Origin of the sequence: Streptomyces sp. NPDC017936 (assembly GCF_044328485.1) — a bacterium.
Classification (GTDB): domain Bacteria; phylum Actinomycetota; class Actinomycetes; order Streptomycetales; family Streptomycetaceae; genus Streptomyces.
Window position 1 is genome coordinate 440697 of sequence record NZ_JBIRHK010000004.1, and the last position, 16233, is coordinate 456929.

The window sequence follows — 16233 nt, forward strand, 5'->3', positions numbered from 1 at the left end:
GTGTCGCGGGCGGGGACGGAGTCTGTGCACATTCTTTCCCTCCCCTCTGAAACATTCCCCCCGCCCCGCCCCATCAATGAGGTGAGGGCAGTGTGGTGGAGGACGGCTCCACGGACCGGAGGGAGCTACATGAGGCAGGCCCGCGCGGACGAGTACGCGGAGTTCGCTGCGGCGCGCGCCGGGCAGTTGTACCGGTCGGCGTGCCTGCTCACCGCGGGGGACACGCACCTCGCCGAGGATCTGGTTCAGGAGACCCTCGGCAGGCTGTACCTCCGCTGGGGGCGCGTCTCCCGGGCCGACAACCCCGCCGGGTACGCGCAGACCGTCCTCACCCGCACCTTCCTCGCCCACCAGCGGCGGCGCAGCAGCACCGAACGCGCGGTGGACGTCTTCCCGGAGCGGGCCGACGGTTCCGCCGCCGACGTACCGCTGCGGCTCACGCTGATGCAGGCCCTCGGCCGGCTGCCCGCGAAGGACCGTGCCGTCGTCGTCCTGCGCTACTGGGAGGACCGGTCCGTCGAGGAGACCGCCGGCGCGATGAACGCCAGCTCGGCCGCCGTGCGGACGCGGTGCGTGCGGGCCCTCGGACGGCTGCGGGAGCTGCTGGGCGAGGACATCGGCGAGTACGCGCGCCCCTGAGAACTCCGCCCCCTACGACTCACTTTGCCCCTTTCGAATCGGAGACGGTGGTGTGCCATGCCCGTTGACCAGCACGATCCCTTCGAGGACCGGCTGTCCGCCGCCCTGCACCAGGCCGGCGGCGCCTTCGACGCCGACCGTGCCGCGCTCGCCGCGGCCGGCCGGGTGCGCGGGCGCCGGCTGCGGCTGCGGCGGCGGGCCGCCGTGGCGGGGGGTGCGGCGGGCCTCGCCCTCGTCGGGGTGGGCGGGGCGCTGCTCGTGCCCTCCGACGGGGACGGTACCGCGCGGAACGGTTCGGTCGCCGCGGCCGGGTCCGGCAGGCCGACGGCCACCGCCGTCCCCGCGGTCTCCGCCGACGAGATGGTCCGTACGCTCACGGAGCTGCTCCCCGAGGGGGAGGTGACCCGCGGCGCGGCGCGGGGGACGAACGGTGCGCTGCCGCCCTTCGCGCAGGTCGTCTTCGACGACGGCAAGGGCGCGGGGTCGATCTCGCTGCTCGTGGACCGGGTCACGCGCGGGAGCGGGAACGGAGAGGCCTTCGACCCGGCGGCCGAGGTCACGCCCTGCCCCGAGATGCAACTGCCCGACGCGGGCCCGGACAGCTGCGTCACGCAGACCCTGCCCGACGGGTCCGCGGTGACCCTCGTCCAGGGTTACGAGTACCCGGACCGCCGCGCGGACACCAAGGCGTGGAGCGCCGACCTGGTCACTCCGGCCGGGCAGCGGGTGAGCGTGAGCGAGTGGAACTCCCCCGCCGAGAAGGGAGAGCCCGTTTCGCGGCCCGAACCACCGCTGACCCTCGACCAGCTGAAGACGCTGGCCGCGGCGCAGGAGTGGCGCCGGGTCGCCGACGCCATCCCCGAGAAGACCCGGAAACCGTCACCGGCGACGTCGGACTCCGCCGGTGACACGACGGGCTTCGGGGGCCGGCGGATCCTCGCCGTCCTCACCGACTCGCTGCCCGACGGCCTGGAGGTCGTCTCCAGCGACCACCAGGAGACCGAGTTCGCCTACGCCGTCGTGGACGACGGCGAGGGCAGGAGCTACGTCCAGGTCAACATGCAGCACGACATGTCCGACGCCGCAGCCGAGCTCTACGGCTCCGACGCCGAGACCCTCCCCGACGGCACGCGCGTCACGACGCGGCAGGGTCCGGGCGAGAAGGGCGGCGAGGGCGTCGTGATGTGGACCGTGGACACGATGCGCGCGGACGGCAGGCGCGTGGTGGTCAGCGCCTTCAACTCCGGCAGCCAGACCGCGGCCGCGACCCGGCCCGAACCGGCCCTCACCGTGGCCCAGTTGCGGGAGATCGCGCTCAGCCCGCAGTGGGAGGTGCTCGGCGGCTGACCGGTGACGGGGCCGGCCGCCGCCCGCGGCCGGCTCCGTCGGCGGGCGGCGGGCGGCGGGTCCGGGGCCTCCCGGCCGTGCCGGGCTCGCCGGTCAGCCGTCAGCCGTCAGCCGTCAGCCGTCAGCCGTCAGCCGTCAGCCGTCAGCCGTCAGCCGAAGAAATCCGACCACGGCTGGTCCCAGATCTGCTTCACGCACAGCACCAGGAACAGCAGCCCGGCCGCCGCGAGCATCACGTTGCTCACCCACCCGTTGCGCCACTCCCGCGGCGTGCGCGCGGAGTTGAGGAGCCAGATCAGGGTGACCGCGAGGAAGGGCAGGAAGGCCGCGCCCAGCACGCCGTAGAGGATGATCAGGCGGAAGGGCTGGCCCTGGAAGAGCAGGACGATCGGCGGGAAGGTCAGCCACAGCAGGTAGGCGCGGAACGGCCAGGAACGCTCGCGCTCGCCGGAGGCGACCTCCGCGCCGGTCGTCCGCTCACCGCCGCGGGAGCGGGCGACGAAGTCGGCGAACATCAGGCTCACGCCGTGCCAGACACCGATCAGGGAGGTGTAGGAGGTGGCGAAGAAGCCGATGAGGAAGAACGTGGCGGTCGCCGAGCCGTACTCCTCCTCCAGGATGTCGCCGAGCTGGATCAGGCCCTTGTCGCCGCCGGCGATGGCCACGTTCGCCGAGTGCAGCAGCTCCGCGCCGACGAAGAGCATCGCGATGACGAAGACGCCGGTGGTGGCGTAGGCGACGCGGTTGTCCAGGCGCATCACCTTCATCCAGCCGGTGCCGGTCCAGCCCTTGGCGTTCACCCAGTACCCGTAGGCCGCGAGGGTGATGGTGCCGCCGACGCCGCCGATCAGACCGAGGGTGTTGAGGACCGAGTCCTTCTCGTCGGGGAGGACGGGCAGCAGGCCGGCGAGGGCGTCGGGGAGGTTCGGGGTGACCCGGACCGCCAGGTACACGGTCACCACGAACATGACGCCCACCAGGACCGTCATGACCTTCTCGAAGACCGCGTACTTGTTGAACCAGACGAACACCAGGCCCGCCAGTCCGCAGGCGACGCCCCACCACTCGAGGTCCATCACGCCGGGGAACAGCGCCTGGAGCGGCAGCGCGCTCGACGACATCGCCGCCGCGCCGTAGACGAAGCCCCAGACGACGGCGTAGACGGCGAAGAAGGACGTCGTCCAGCGGCCCAGGCTCGCCCAGCCGTCGAACAGGGTGCGGCCGGTGGACAGGTGCCAGCGGCCGGCCGCCTCCGCGAGGGAGATCTTCACCAGGCAGCCGAGGATCGCCGCCCACAGCAGCGTGTAGCCGAAGTTGCTGCCCGCGATGAGGGTGGCGACCAGGTCGCCGGCGCCCACGCCGGTCGCGGCGACCACGATGCCGGGGCCGATGTGGCGCCAACCGGACGTGCGGGGGGCACGGTGGTCGTCGTCGCGGCCGGATGGTGCCTCGGTGTCCGTGGGGTTTCCCGTGGTGTCCGCCATGAGGTTCAAGAAAACCCGACGGGGCCGGACCCGCAAGAGGGCGTGCGCCGTCTCCACCCGATGCGCTCATGCGCCGGCCGGACGCGTCCGGTGTGCCGGACGGGGGCGGGACGTGGGCAGGACGCCCGGCGGGGGCGGGACGTAGGCGGGACGCCGGACGGGGGCGGGACGTAGGCGGCACGCCCCCGCCCGGCGGGGGCGGGACGGGCGGCACTCCCCCGCGGGCGGCCGTTCCGGCATGGATCCGGCCATCCGGCGGTTTGTTCTCTCTTGACCTGACCATGTCAGGCATCGACGATGAGCGGTACCCCGCACGCCGCACAGCAAGCGCACAGCATCCCGTACGTCGCACGAAGCAGCACCCCCGCTCCACTCCCCCACACGTCCGGTGATCCCGGACTCCCGGAGAACCGAGGAGAGTTCATGCGACTCCGTACACGCGGCTCAGGAGCGCGCACCGCGCGCACAGGCGGCTCAGGCGCCGGCGGCACGAGGGGCTCCGACGGCGGCCCCCGCGGCCGCGGACGGGCCGCCGCCCTCGCCGCCCTGATGGCCCTCGCCCTCGCGGCGCCCCTCTCGGCGACGGCCACGAACGCGGCGGCGGGCAGCGCCCCGAAGGCGGCCCCCGCAGCCGACGACATCCGGCAGTACGAGATCCACGTCCCCCACAGCACGCCCCGGACGCGCACCGCGATCGCCGCCGCCGGGGTGAGCGTCGACGAGGCCGACGACGAGACCGTCGTCGTCTCCGGCCGCGCGGCCCAGATCGAGAAGCTGCGCGCGCAGGGCTACGAGGTCGCGCCGCTGGGCGCCGCCCCGGACCGCACCGCCGAGGGCGAGGTGCGGCTGTACGACTTCCCGTCCGCCGACTCGCGGTACCACAACTACGCCGAGATGACCGCGGAGATCGACCAGCGGATCGCGGCCCACCCGAACATCATCAGCAAGCGGGTGATCGGGAAGTCCTACCAGGGCAGGGACATCGTCGCCGTCAAGATCAGTGACAACGTCGGCACGGACGAGGCCGAGCCGGAGGTGCTGTTCACCCACCACCAGCACGCCCGTGAGCACCTGACCGTGGAGATGGCCCTGTACCTGATCCGCGAGCTGGGCGCCGGCTACGGCACCGACTCCCGCATCACCGGCATGGTGAACAGCCGGGAGATCTGGATCGTCCCGGACCTCAACCCCGACGGCGGCGAGTACGACATCGCCACCGGCTCCTACCGCTCGTGGCGCAAGAACCGCCAGCCCAACTCCGGTTCGTCGTCCGTCGGCACGGACCTCAACCGCAACTGGGCCTACCGCTGGGGCTGCTGCGGCGGCTCCTCGGGCTCGACGTCCTCCGAGACCTACCGGGGAGCGGCGGCCGAGTCGGCGCCCGAGGTGAAGGTGGTCGCGGACTTCGTGCGCGGCCGGGTCGTCGGCGGCGTCCAGCAGATCAAGGCCGGCATCGACTTCCACACGTACAGCCAGCTGGTGCTGTGGCCCTTCGGGTACACCACCGCCGACACCACCACCGGGATGACGGCGGACGACCGCAACGCCTTCGCGACGGTGGGCCGGTCGATGGCCGCCAGCAACGGCTACACCCCGGAGCAGGCGAGCGACCTGTACATCACGGACGGGTCGATCGACGACTACCTCTGGGGCACGCACAAGATCTTCTCGTACACCTTCGAGATGTACCCCGGCTCCGCGAGCGGGGGCGGTTTCTACCCGCCCGACGAGGTGATCGAGCGGGAGACCGCGCGGAACCGGGACGCCGTGCTGCAACTGCTGGAGAACGCGGACTGCATGTACCGGTCCATCGGGAAGCAGGCCCAGTACTGCGGCTAGGCGCGCCCCGCGGCACAGCCGCGGGGGGTCACCGTCGCGGCCCCGCGCGCCTCAGCCGGCGTCCTTGGCGTCGTCCTCGGCCTTGGTCTCGGCTTCGGTGTCGGCGTCGGTTCCGGCCCTGACGTCCGCCGCGTCCTCGGCGTCGGTGTCGGCTTCGTCCCCGTCTTCGAAGTAGGCGTCGAGGACCGCGTCCAGTTGCTCGTCCCACTCCTTGAAGCGCGACCTGGCCGTCGCCTCGATCTCGATCGGGTACCAGCGGCGGTCAGGGGTGTGGACCGTGATGGTGAGCCGCTTGCCGAAGCGGGGCACCTCGGTCTCCACCGCGCCGATCTCGTCCCAGCGGAACTCGCACTCCTCCTCGTCGAGGCGGAGGCGGACGCCCCGGGCGTCGGCGACGATCCGCGCCCGGCGGTCGGCGGCCTCGAAGACGGGACCGTCGGAGGACTCGTCCGGCTCCTCGGAGGGGGTCTCCTCCGTCCCGGCCGCCGCGGCCCCGCCGTCCACGCCCGCGTCCTCGACGGCCTCGTCCCGGACGCCGCCGGCCCCGGCCTCCTCGGCCGGCGCCTCGTCCTCGGGCTCCGCGGTCACGGGCGACGTGAGCCCGGGGATGAAGGCCGGGTCGAATCCGGCGCCCTCCAGGGGCTTGCTGCTCGAACCTATCCGCTGCTGCTCCACAGCGCGAAGTATGGTCGAAGATCCTGTGCCGGACACAGCCAGCCCCTGTTTCGTTATCGGGACGCGGAGGACTCCGGCGTCCGCGCCGGGGACGAACGCCTTTCCGGGCCGCTGCGGCCCGCGGGTTGAGGGGCCGTCAGTCCAGGACGGCGAGCGCGTCGATCTCGATGAGCAGGCCGGCGGGCAGGCCGACGTAGACGGTGGTGCGGGCGGCGGGGACCTCGGTGAGGTCCGCGAAGTACTCGTTGTAGATCTCGTTCATCTCCGCGAAGTGGTCCACGTCCGTCAGGTAGACGCGGATCATCACCACGTCCTCCCAGCGCGCCCCGCCCTCCTGCAGGACCGACCGGACGTTGGCGAGGGTCTGGAGGGTCTGCTCGCGCAGGGTGGGGCCGGCGGGCGTGGGGGGCTCGCCCTCCACGGCGGGGAGGAAGCCGACCTGGCCGGCGACCTGGAGGATGTTGCCCTTCCGCACGCCGTGCGAGAACTTCGCCGGGGGGACGGTGTGGGTCTTCGGGGTGAGCGCGATCTTGTCGGTCATGGGGTGCCCTTCATGCGGTGTCGTTCTTCACTGGATCCTGCCGGAGCGCTCGCCGCCGACGTCGTCGGCCGTGCGGCGCGTGCGCGGGAGGAGGGTGCGGAGTTCGGCGCGGACACCGGCAGCGCGGGGCCGACGAGGGCGCCGTCTCCCCCACGCCTCGTCGGCGACGTCGGCGTGCGGGGCGCGCACGAGGGTGCCGTCGGCGTCGGGGGCGTCGCGGGAGCCGACGGCGGTCACGATCGTCGTGGCTCCTCGGTGGGGTGGCGGCGGCCTCGTTGACCCCGCGTGGCCGGGATGTTAGACAGCGGCCAGCGGCATGTGCAACAAGTGTCGCAGGCAATGCAACGCGCCTGATCAGGAGGCTCTGCATGAGCAGCGAAGCCCTCGCCCGCCTTGCCGGGGAACGTGTCGACCACCGTTTCAAGGGCCTCCCGCCGGACGCCGACGGCCTGACGGTCGGCGAGCTGGCCGCCCAGCGCCGCAATCTCTTCACCGGCGGCTTCACCACGCCCGTCCTCGCCCTGTCCGCCGAGCGCCTGGAGCACAACCTGCGGCTCATGGAGACGTACGCGGCCCGCCACGGTCTGGCCTTCGCGCCGCACGGCAAGACGTCCATGGCCCCGCAGCTCTTCCGGCGCCAGATCGAGCACGGCGCGTGGGGCGTCACGCTCGCCGTGCCGCACCAGGTGCGGGTGGCGCGGGCGTTCGGGATCGAACGGGTGTTCCTCGCCAACGAGCTGGTGGACCCGGCGGCCCTGCGCTGGGTGGTCGCCGAGCTCGCCGCCGACCCGGCCTTCCGCTTCGTCTGCTACGTCGACTCCGTGCGCGGTGCGGAGCTGATGGACGCGGCCCTGCGCGGGGCGTCGCGCCCGCTGGACGTCGTCGTGGAACTGGCCGCCGGCGAGGGCGCCCGCACCGGGGTCCGTACGGAGGCGGAGTGCGCGGCGGTCGCGGACGCGGTGGCCGCGGCGCCGACCCTGCGGCTGGTGGGGGTCGCGGGGTACGAGGGCGAGGTGCCGCGGGCCACGCCGGAGCGGGTGCACGCCTGGCTGCGGCGGCTGGTCGCCCTCGCCGTGGACCTCGACGAGGCCGGGCGGTTCGCGGACGTGGACGAGATCGTGGTCAGCGCGGGCGGCAGCGCCTGGTTCGACGCGGTCGCCGACGTGTTCGCCGGGATCCCCGACCTCTCCCGGCCGGTCCTGAAGCTGCTGCGCTCGGGCGCGTACGTCTCGCACGACGACGGCCACTACCGCAGGCTGACCCCGTTCAACCGGGTCCCCGAGGAGGGCGCCCTGGAACCGGCGTTCCGGCTGTGGACCCAGGTGGTCTCCCGGCCCACCCCCGAGCAGGCCTTCGTCAACGCGGGCAAGCGCGACGCGGCCCACGACCTCGACCTGCCCTCCGCCCGAACGATCCGCCGCGACGGCGCGGAGCGCCCCGCCACCGGCGTCTCCGTCACCGCCCTGTCCGACCAGCACGCCTGGCTGCGCACCACCGGCGAGGCGGACCTGGAGGTGGGCGACTGGGTCGGGCTGGGCCTGTCGCACCCGTGCACGTCCTTCGACAAGTGGCCGCTGATCCCGCTGGTCGAGGCGGACGGCACGGTCGTCGACTACATCCGCACGTTCTTCTAGGGGGGTCCGGCGTGGACCAGCTCGTCATCCGGGACGCGGACGTCGTGGACGGCTCCGGGGAGCCGTCGTACCGCGCGGACGTGGTGGTCGACCGCGGCCGGATCACGTCCGTCGTCAAGGAGGCCGCGGCGGCCGGCTGCCAGCGGCCGAAGGCCGTGCGGGAGCTGGACGCCGAGGGGCTGGTCCTGTCCCCCGGCTTCATCGACATGCACGCCCACAGCGATCTCGCCCTGCTGCGCGACCCCGACCACGTCGCGAAGGCCGCGCAGGGCGTCACGCTCGAGGTGCTGGGCCAGGACGGCCTGTCGTACGCCCCGGTCGACGACCGCACGCTCGACGGGGTGCGCCGGGCGATCGCCGGCTGGAACGGGCCCGGCGACGACGTCGACTTCACCTGGCGGTCGGTGGGCGAGTACCTGGACCGGCTCGACCACGGCTTCGACGGCCGGGGCATCGCCGTGAACGCGGCCTACCTGATCCCGCAGGGCACGGTCCGCGCCCTCGCCGTCGGGTGGGAGGACCGCCCGGCCACCCCGCGGGAGCTGGACCGGATGCGGCAGTCGGTCGCCGAGGGCCTGGAGCAGGGCGCGGTCGGCCTGTCGTCCGGTCTGACCTACCCGCCCGGGATGTACGCCGGGAACGCCGAACTGACCGAACTGTGCCGGGTGGTGGCGCGCTACGGCGGCTACTACTGCCCCCACCACCGCTCCTACGGCGCCCATGCCCTGCGGGCCTACGCGGAGATGGTGGAGCTGACCCGGGAGGCGGGCTGCGCCCTCCACCTCGCGCACGCCACCCTGAACTTCGGCGTGAACCGGGGCCGCGCCCCCGAGCTGCTGGCCCTGCTGGACGACGCGCTCGCCCGGGGCGCCGACATCACGTTCGACACCTACCCCTACACCCCGGGCAGCACCACCCTCGCCGCCCTGCTGCCGGGCTGGGCGAGCGAGGGGGGCCCGCAGGAGCTCCTGCGCCGCCTCGCCGACGACGACACGGCCGAACGCATCCGTCACGACCTGGAGGTGACCGGCGCCGACGGCTGCCACGGCGTGCCGGTGGAGTGGGACACGATCGAGGTCTCGGGCGTGGGCGACCCGGCCCTGGCGGACCACGTCGGCCGTACGGTCCTGGAGTCGGCCCGGGCGCGCGGCGAGACCCCCTGGGCGACGGCCCGCGCCCTGCTCCTGGCGGACCGCCTCGGCCCGACGGTCCTCCAGCACGTCGGCCACGAGGAGAACGTGCGGGCCGTCATGCGCCACCGCGTGCACACCGGCGGCTCGGACGGCATCCTCCAGGGCGCGAGGCCGCACCCGCGCGCGTACGGCACCTTCCCGCACTACCTGGGCCACTACGTGCGGGACCTGGGGGTGCTGTCGCTGGAGGAGTGCGTCGCCCACCTCACGGGGCGCCCGGCGGCCCGGCTGCGCCTGCCGGATCGCGGGCTGGTCCGCGAGGGGTACCGCGCGGACCTGGTGCTCTTCGATCCCCGGACGGTGGCGGCGGGGTCGACGTACGACGCCCCGCGCACGCCGCCGGCCGGCATCCCGTACGTCCTCGTCGACGGCCGTTTCGTGATCGAGGACGGCCGGCGCACGGACGTGCTGGCGGGGCGGGCGGTCCGTCGCAGTCCCGTGTGACGGAACGCCCCCGCGCGTGCCCCTACGGCTTGGGCAGGGTGCAGCCGCTCGCGCTGAGGTTCAGCTGGTTGCGGGTCGTGAAGCAGGCCGGGAACTGGTAGGTCTCCTGGGCGTAGTTGATGCCCTCGCGGACGGTCACCTTGCCGCTCGCGTCGACCTCGCAGGGGTTGTTCTCGGTGCAGGACCCGCCGTCCTCGTTGCCCGTGTTGTTGACGGCGACGACCTTGCCGGTGGCCTGGTCGACGACGGGCGAGCCGGAGGTGCCGCCGATGGTCTGGCAGGCGGAGGTGTAGCGGACCGAGTCCTTCCAGGTCCAGTCGCCCTCCTTCAGCCGGTACACGAACCCGTCGATGGCGCAGCTGTAGAGCCGCTTCCAGTAGCCGGAGGCGACGGTGATCGCGGTGCCGGCGGTGGGGTGCGTGTCCTGCACGGTGAGCGCGCTGATGCCGTAGGAGCTGCGGATGGTCGCGTACGTGGAGGTGAGCTGGTAGATCGTCGCGTCCGTGTCGGTCATCGTGGAGTAGGCGATCTTGCTCGCCCGCAGCGTCGCGACCCGCGTGCCGGCGGAGTTGAGCAGGCCGAAGGTGCGGCTGGACGCCTGGTTGACGATCACCTCGCCGGGCTCCGGGAAGCCGGTCTCCAGGCAGTGGCCGTTGGTGAGCACGAGCGCCGGATCGGTGTCGAGCGAGTTCGGGAAGCGCACGACGGAGCCGGAACAGTTGCTCAGCGCCACGGTCCCGGCGAGGGTCACGGCCTGGAGGGTGGGCGACGCGGCCTTGGTGTCCGCCGGGGCCGCGGCGGTCCGCGCGGTGTCCGCCGGGGTGGCGGTCGCGGGCGCCGCGACCGCGGGCGCCGCACCGGCCCCGGCGATGGCCAGGGCGAAGAGCGCGGCGACGAGAGGCTTGCTCATGTGGGGGTCCCCTCTGACGACGAGGCGACCGGAGATCTTCCGGCCGCCCGCTGATTTGTCATGCGCATTGTTAGTGCACGGAGGGGAGAGGACAAGCAGTGCTTTTCGGCCGCGGGAGGGTCCGGCCTACCGGGACCCCTTGGGCTCCCCGTGCCCGCGGCCCCTGCCCTTCGTCCACTCCGTGGACGTCGCCGACGCCGACGGCGAGGAGGTGGGCGCGGAGCTCGTGGCGGCTCCGGCCGAGGACGCGGCCGCGGGCGCCTCGGAGGTCCCGGACGCCTCGGGCGCCTCGGACGCCTCGGGCGCGGCCGAGGACGGCGCGGTGGCACGGGGACCGGGAGCCGTCCCGCCGGAGGCACCGGCGCCGGGCATGCCCGCCGAGCCGGAGGGGGAGGCCCCGGACGCCGGCTCCGCGGGGCCGGCGGGGTCGTCCGTCGCCGACCGCGTCCCCGCCTGCCGCTCCTGCCGTCCGGCGTCGGATCCCGCGGGAAAGCCCAGCCCGGCGACCACCGCGGCCGCGGACACGACGCCCACCGCCCCGGCGGCGACCGCCACCCGCCGCGAGCGCCGTCCCCCGGCCCGGCGGGCCGCGCGCCGCCGGTCCGCACGGCCGCCCGCCGCACCGTCGCGGCCGGCCGCGGGGAGAGCGCCCGACGGGCCGATGCTCGGCAGTTCGGCCGTCTCGTCGTACGCGTTCTGCCAGCCGTGGGCGGCGGCCGGATCGGCGTACGCGTCGTACGCCGGCGCGTCCGTCCCGCTCGGGAGGTACACGTTCGGCCGCATCTGGGGGATTCCGCTTTCACCTGGCCTGGACATGGCCGCGCATTGTAGATACCGGTGGGACGCCTGGGACAGCGGCGGGCGATACCCACCCAAACCGCTCGTCTCACGTGGCGGAAAACACCCCCCGGGAAGCGTTACCGAGCCGTAAGCTCCCAGGCATGCAGGTGATCCAGTCGACCAAGCTCGCCAACGTCTGTTACGAGATCCGGGGCCCGGTTCTCGAGGAGGCGATGCGCCTGGAAGCAGCAGGGCACCGCATCCTCAAGCTGAACACCGGGAATCCGGCGGCGTTCGGCTTCGACTGCCCGCCGGAGATCCTGGAGGACATCCTCCGCAACGTCTCCACGGCCCACGGCTACGGCGACGCCAAGGGCCTGCTGGCCGCGCGCCGGGCGGTCGTCATGCACAACCAGACCCTGGGCATAGAGACGGACGTCGAGCACGTCTTCATCGGCAACGGCGTCTCCGAGCTGATCGTGATGGCGATGCAGGGCCTGCTGGACGACGGGGACGAGGTCCTCGTACCGGCCCCCGACTACCCGCTGTGGACGGCGGCCGTCTCCCTCTCCGGCGGCACGGCCGTCCACTACCGGTGCGACGAGCAGGCGGACTGGACGCCGGACCTCGCGGACATCGAGCGCAAGGTCACCGACCGCACCAAGGCGATCGTCATCATCAACCCGAACAACCCCACGGGCGCGGTGTACGACGAGGAGGTGCTCAAGGGCCTGACCGACATCGCCCGGCGGCACAACCTGCTGGTCTGCTCGGACGAGATCTACGACAAGATCCTCTACGACGGCGCCACGCACACCCCGACCGCGAAGGTCGCCCCCGACCTGCTGACCCTCACCTTCAACGGCATGTCCAAGGCGTACCGGGTGGCCGGCTACCGGGTCGGCTGGATGTCCATCTCCGGGCCCCGCGCCCACGCCGACTCCTACATCGAGGGCCTGACGATCCTGGCGAACATGCGCCTGTGCGCGAACATGCCGGGCCAGCACGGGGTCGTGGCCGCGCTGAGCGGCCGCCAGAGCATCAACGACCTGGTGCTGCCGGGCGGGCGGCTCAAGGAGCAGATGGACACGGCGTACGAACTGCTGACGCGGATCCCGGGTGTGACCTGTGTGCGGCCGAAGGGCGCGCTGTACCTCTTCCCGCGGCTGGACCCGGCCGTGTTCAAGATCAAGGACGACCGGCGGATGGTCCTGGACCTGCTGCGGCGGGAGAAGATCATGGTGGTCCACGGCACGGGCTTCAACTGGCCGGAGCCGGACCACTTCCGCGTGGTGACCCTGCCGACGGTGACGGACCTGCGGGACGCGATGGGCCGGATCGCCCGCTTCCTCGACGGCTACGGCCAGCCCTGACCGCAGCCCTCACCCCTGGTGATCGGACGGGTCTGTTTTTGCGATCGACTCAACTTTAGACGAAATCCAAGCTAGGATGGTTTCCTGTCAGAGCACGGGAGGCCATCTTCATGTACGAACCGATCCGCACCAAGTCGGTCCACAGCACGATGGCCGGCACCACCTCCGACTTCCCCCACCGGTCCCGCGAGGAGGAGCTGGACATCCAGCTCGCGGGACATCTCGGGGCGCTGCTGGCCGTCACCGACGAGCTGCGCGCACAGGCGCCGTCCGGCGACCTGGACACCGCGGCCGAACGGCTCGCGCAGCAGGTGACCCGGCTGCGGGGAGGACGGACGCCGGTCCGTACGAACCCGACCGCCGACCGGTCGCGGCCGCCGGTGGCGGCCCTCCACGCACGGGCGCACACCCTCGCGGGCCGTGCCCTCGTCGTCGCCGCGTCCCGCGCGGACACGGCGGCGGCGATCCTGGCGGCCGAGCGCATGGACGCGCACGCCGCCGCGCCGACGGAACAGGAACTGACCACCGCCGGCTGACCCTCCGCGGGTCCCCCGAACGGCCCCGGTCCACGTGCACCCGCAGCGACGCGCGGACCGGGCGCCACGGCACCGCGCCGGCTTCGGTCGGCGTCCGCCGTTCCACCCCGGGGCGTTGCTCGGCCCCCGTGTCGTACCGGGACCGGTACGACACCCACCGTTCACCCCGGTCGACAGGGAACGTTGGATTCCGCGAGCACGCTCCCCGGCGTGGGACGTATCGCAGGAGTCGTCCTCGCGGTGCTGCTGATCGGTGGCGTGGTGGCCGCCGTCGTGGCGGGCCGCAGCAACGAGGACAAGGCCACGGCAACGAAGACCGTGCGCATGGTGATCGGATCGGAGAGGGCGGAGTTCTTCGCGGATCCGGACGTGGTGAAGGCCCTCGCCGCCAAGGGCTACACCGTCAAGGCGGAGACCTCCGGGTCGTGGGCCATGGAGGGGCTGGACCTCAAGGGGTACGACCTCGCCTTCCCTTCCAGCCAGGCGCCCGCCGCCGCACTCGCCGGGAAGTACGAGGTCCGCGGGACCCTCCCGCGTCCCTTCTGCTCGCCCCTCGTCGTCGTGGCCCACCGCGGGACCGCCGGGGTGCTCGCCGGGAACGGGCTCGCCACGCTCGACGAGAAGAACCGCGGCACCCTCAGGATGGCCGCCTGTCTCGACGCGGCCGGGCACGACCGGACCTGGCAGCAGCTCAAGGGCGCGGACGAGTACGGGGAGCTGACCGGCACCCCGTACATCTCCAGCACCGACCCGGAGACCTCCGACTCCGGCGCCCTGTACCTGGCGGCGGCCTCCTGTGTCGCCAATGGCGGCAAGGTCGTCGCCGGTGACGCCGAGGTCGAGCGCGCAGCGCCCCTGCTGCGCAAGCTGGTCGGCGTGCAGGGCGCCCAGCAGTCGAGCACGGACGCGGCCTTCCGGGACTTCGTCAGCGGCGCCGGCAACCCGCTCGTCCTCGTCTACGAGTCGCAGGTCGCCGCCCTCCTCGACGAGCAGCCGAACCCGGACGACCTGGTGGTCCTCTCCCCGGACACCACGGTCAACAGCGACCACACCGCCGTCCCGCTCACCGAGAACGGCCGGGGCCTCGCCGAACTGCTCAGCGGCGACCCGCAGCTGCGCCGGCTGGCCGTCCGCCACGGCTTCCGTCCGCAGGGCGACCCCGCCGAGCTCGCGGCCGCCGCCGCGAGCCGCACCGCGTACCTGAAGCAGCAACTGACCGGCGTCCGCCAGGCGCCCGTGCCCACCTCCGCGGTGCTGCACGAGCTGGCGCGACGGGCGCGCGGACGAGGGGGGGAACACCACGTGAGCACCACCGAGAACGACTTCACCCTCACCCCGCCGGAGGCCGTCGCGCCCGTGCCGCGGGAGAAGGCCGGCGGGCTCGTCCCGGTCGACGACGGCGTCCGCACGGACATGGCAGCCAAGGCCGCCGCGTACGTCGAGGGCCTGGCCGCCCTGGACGCCCGCTCGCCCGAGTTCGCCGGCGAGGTCGGCGAGATCACCGCGCTCGGCGCGGGCGAGATGCGCACGGCGACCGCCCAGTCCAACCGCATGCTGGAGCGCACCGTCCGCAGCCTGCCCGGCAAGGGCGGGGACGCCCGGTCGCAGGTCGCCGGCTCGCTCGTCGAACTGCGGCGCGTGGTGGAGGACCTCGACTGGAGGGCGACCGCCTCAGTCGGCTGAAGGACGCCCTCACCGGCCTCACCGGCGACTTCCGCGACCGCGAGGAGGTCACCCTGATGCCGTTCGGGTCCGAGGTGAAGAGCGTGCTCACCCATGTGGTCTCCCCCGCCGGCCCGGAGGAGGGCCTCGCCGCGATCCGCCGCGACACCGAGCGCTTGGAGGCCGACGGCGACACCGCGATCTACACCTCGCTGGAGAAGGCCTACGGCCATCTCGGCGCCGACCGGGACACGTTCACGTCGATCGTGCTGATGACGGACGGCGAGAACACCACGGGCGCCGACGCGGAGGACTTCGACGCCTTCTACCGGGGGCTCACCGGCGACCGGCGGGACATCCCTGTCTTCCCGATCCTCTTCGGCGACTCCGACCGCGCGGAACTGGAGCACATCGCGGAGCTGACCGGCGGCCGTCTCTTCGACGCCCAGCTAGGTTCGTCGGGTACCTGGAGTCCCGCAAGAACATCGCCGGGAGCGCGTGCGGGCTGGTCGGCCTGGTCCTGACCTTCGCGGGGGTGGCGGGCGCGCACCGGCCGGTCGTGGTCGCCGGGCTCTACGGCGCGGGCGCGCTGATCGCCCCGCCGGAGCGGCCCGCGCTCCCCGACTTCCCGGATCCGTCGGCGCAGCTCGACGAGGTGCGGGACGACTTCGAGAAGCTGCGCGGCTATCTGACGGACGTCGAGCTGTCGGCCGCGGCCGCCACCCGGCTGCGTGGACTCACCGACCTGCTGGCAGCGTTGCTCGACCGGGGCTGGGCGGCCGAGCTGCTCACGCACGACCCGGAGGGCGTGCACGTGCTCTCCCGGATCGTGCGGCGCGATCTTCCCGAGACCGTCGACGGTTTCGTACGGACGCGGTGGTGGACGCGGATGGCCCCCGGCTCCGAGTCTCCCGAACTGCACCTGGAGCGGCAGCTCGGCCTGCTGACGGAGGACGCCGAGCGTCTGGCGGCGGGTCTGCGCGAGGCGGAGGCCCGCCGCCAGGAATCCCACACCCGGTACCTGGAGGAGCGGGGCGGGACGGTGTGACCCGGCGGGTCACCGCGTGCCGGGGACGGGCGAAGGCCCGCCGTCGCGCGTTCCGTCGGGGCGGACGGTGCGTGACGACGGGCCCACAGTTCCGCACGCCGTTGTGCGGAACCTCGCCGGTCCGTGGT

General features: G+C 73.2%; 14 protein-coding genes and 3 pseudogenes. 11 read left to right on the forward strand and 6 right to left on the reverse strand.

The window, feature by feature from the left end:
• The first annotated feature begins 129 nt into the window (after positions 1-129).
• Both ACH4F6_RS11440 and ACH4F6_RS11445 read left to right on the forward strand, forming a co-directional pair.
• Positions 130-639 (forward strand): SigE family RNA polymerase sigma factor, encoded by a 510-nt coding sequence (locus ACH4F6_RS11440; RefSeq protein ID WP_397959771.1) that lies wholly within the window; start codon positions 130-132, stop codon positions 637-639.
• Between the two features lie 57 nt (positions 640-696).
• Positions 697-1986 (forward strand): hypothetical protein, encoded by a 1290-nt coding sequence (locus ACH4F6_RS11445; RefSeq protein WP_397959772.1) that lies wholly within the window; start codon positions 697-699, stop codon positions 1984-1986.
• Between the two features lie 149 nt (positions 1987-2135).
• Here the strand turns inward: ACH4F6_RS11445 and ACH4F6_RS11450 are convergent, their stop codons facing one another.
• Positions 2136-3470: an Nramp family divalent metal transporter gene (locus ACH4F6_RS11450; RefSeq protein ID WP_397959773.1), complete on the reverse strand. Its 1335-nt coding sequence runs from the start codon at positions 3468-3470 to the stop codon at positions 2136-2138.
• Between the two features lie 423 nt (positions 3471-3893).
• On the opposite strand from ACH4F6_RS11450, the gene ACH4F6_RS11455 reads away from it, so the two are divergent.
• Complete coding sequence (locus ACH4F6_RS11455; RefSeq protein WP_397959774.1) at positions 3894-5309, forward strand: M14 family metallopeptidase; 1416 nt, start codon at positions 3894-3896, stop codon at positions 5307-5309.
• A 51-nt stretch (positions 5310-5360) separates the two neighbouring features.
• Here the strand turns inward: ACH4F6_RS11455 and ACH4F6_RS11460 are convergent, their stop codons facing one another.
• The 3 genes from ACH4F6_RS11460 to ACH4F6_RS11470 all read right to left on the reverse strand — a co-directional run bounded on the left by ACH4F6_RS11460 (position 5361) and on the right by ACH4F6_RS11470 (position 6762).
• Entirely contained in the window at positions 5361-5984 is a 624-nt protein-coding gene (locus ACH4F6_RS11460; RefSeq protein WP_397959775.1) for a hypothetical protein, read from the reverse strand.
• A 136-nt stretch (positions 5985-6120) separates the two neighbouring features.
• Positions 6121-6525, reverse strand: a complete 405-nt coding sequence (locus tag ACH4F6_RS11465; RefSeq protein WP_397959776.1) for a RidA family protein — start codon at positions 6523-6525, stop codon at positions 6121-6123.
• A 27-nt stretch (positions 6526-6552) separates the two neighbouring features.
• A complete protein-coding gene (locus tag ACH4F6_RS11470) occupies positions 6553-6762 on the reverse strand; it encodes a hypothetical protein (protein ID WP_397959777.1) in 210 nt (69 codons plus the stop codon).
• A 131-nt stretch (positions 6763-6893) separates the two neighbouring features.
• Here ACH4F6_RS11470 and ACH4F6_RS11475 point away from each other — a divergent pair, with 131 nt between their 5' ends.
• Both ACH4F6_RS11475 and ACH4F6_RS11480 read left to right on the forward strand, forming a co-directional pair.
• Positions 6894-8159: an amino acid deaminase gene (locus ACH4F6_RS11475; RefSeq protein ID WP_397959778.1), complete on the forward strand. Its 1266-nt coding sequence runs from the start codon at positions 6894-6896 to the stop codon at positions 8157-8159.
• A gap of 11 nt (positions 8160-8170) precedes the next feature.
• Positions 8171-9796, forward strand: a complete 1626-nt coding sequence (locus ACH4F6_RS11480; protein WP_397959779.1) for an amidohydrolase family protein — start codon at positions 8171-8173, stop codon at positions 9794-9796.
• A 22-nt stretch (positions 9797-9818) separates the two neighbouring features.
• On the opposite strand, the gene ACH4F6_RS11485 is transcribed toward ACH4F6_RS11480, so the two are convergent.
• Complete coding sequence (locus ACH4F6_RS11485; protein WP_397959780.1) at positions 9819-10706, reverse strand: serine protease; 888 nt, start codon at positions 10704-10706, stop codon at positions 9819-9821.
• 126 nt (positions 10707-10832) lie between these two features.
• Positions 10833-11522, reverse strand: a complete 690-nt coding sequence (locus ACH4F6_RS11490) for a hypothetical protein (RefSeq protein WP_397959781.1) — start codon at positions 11520-11522, stop codon at positions 10833-10835.
• A 125-nt stretch (positions 11523-11647) separates the two neighbouring features.
• On the opposite strand from ACH4F6_RS11490, the gene ACH4F6_RS11495 reads away from it, so the two are divergent.
• The 6 genes and pseudogenes from ACH4F6_RS11495 (at position 11648) to ACH4F6_RS11520 (ending at position 16105) form a co-directional block, all read left to right on the forward strand.
• Positions 11648-12859: a pyridoxal phosphate-dependent aminotransferase gene (locus ACH4F6_RS11495; RefSeq protein WP_397959782.1), complete on the forward strand. Its 1212-nt coding sequence runs from the start codon at positions 11648-11650 to the stop codon at positions 12857-12859.
• Positions 12860-12969: 110 nt separating this feature from the next.
• Positions 12970-13395 (forward strand): hypothetical protein, encoded by a 426-nt coding sequence (locus tag ACH4F6_RS11500; protein WP_397959783.1) that lies wholly within the window; start codon positions 12970-12972, stop codon positions 13393-13395.
• Positions 13396-13605: 210 nt separating this feature from the next.
• Positions 13606-14679, forward strand: a pseudogene (locus ACH4F6_RS11505) (hypothetical protein); the annotation flags it as partial.
• 18 nt (positions 14680-14697) lie between these two features.
• Positions 14698-15057: pseudogene (locus ACH4F6_RS11510) on the forward strand (toxic anion resistance protein); the annotation flags it as partial.
• Positions 15054-15581 (forward strand): annotated as a pseudogene (locus ACH4F6_RS11515) (hypothetical protein); the annotation flags it as partial. The pseudogenes ACH4F6_RS11510 and ACH4F6_RS11515, both read left to right, overlap by 4 nt.
• Entirely contained in the window at positions 15524-16105 is a 582-nt protein-coding gene (locus tag ACH4F6_RS11520; protein WP_397959847.1) for a hypothetical protein, read from the forward strand. The pseudogene ACH4F6_RS11515 and the gene ACH4F6_RS11520, both read left to right, overlap by 58 nt.
• Positions 16106-16233: the final 128 nt, after the last annotated feature.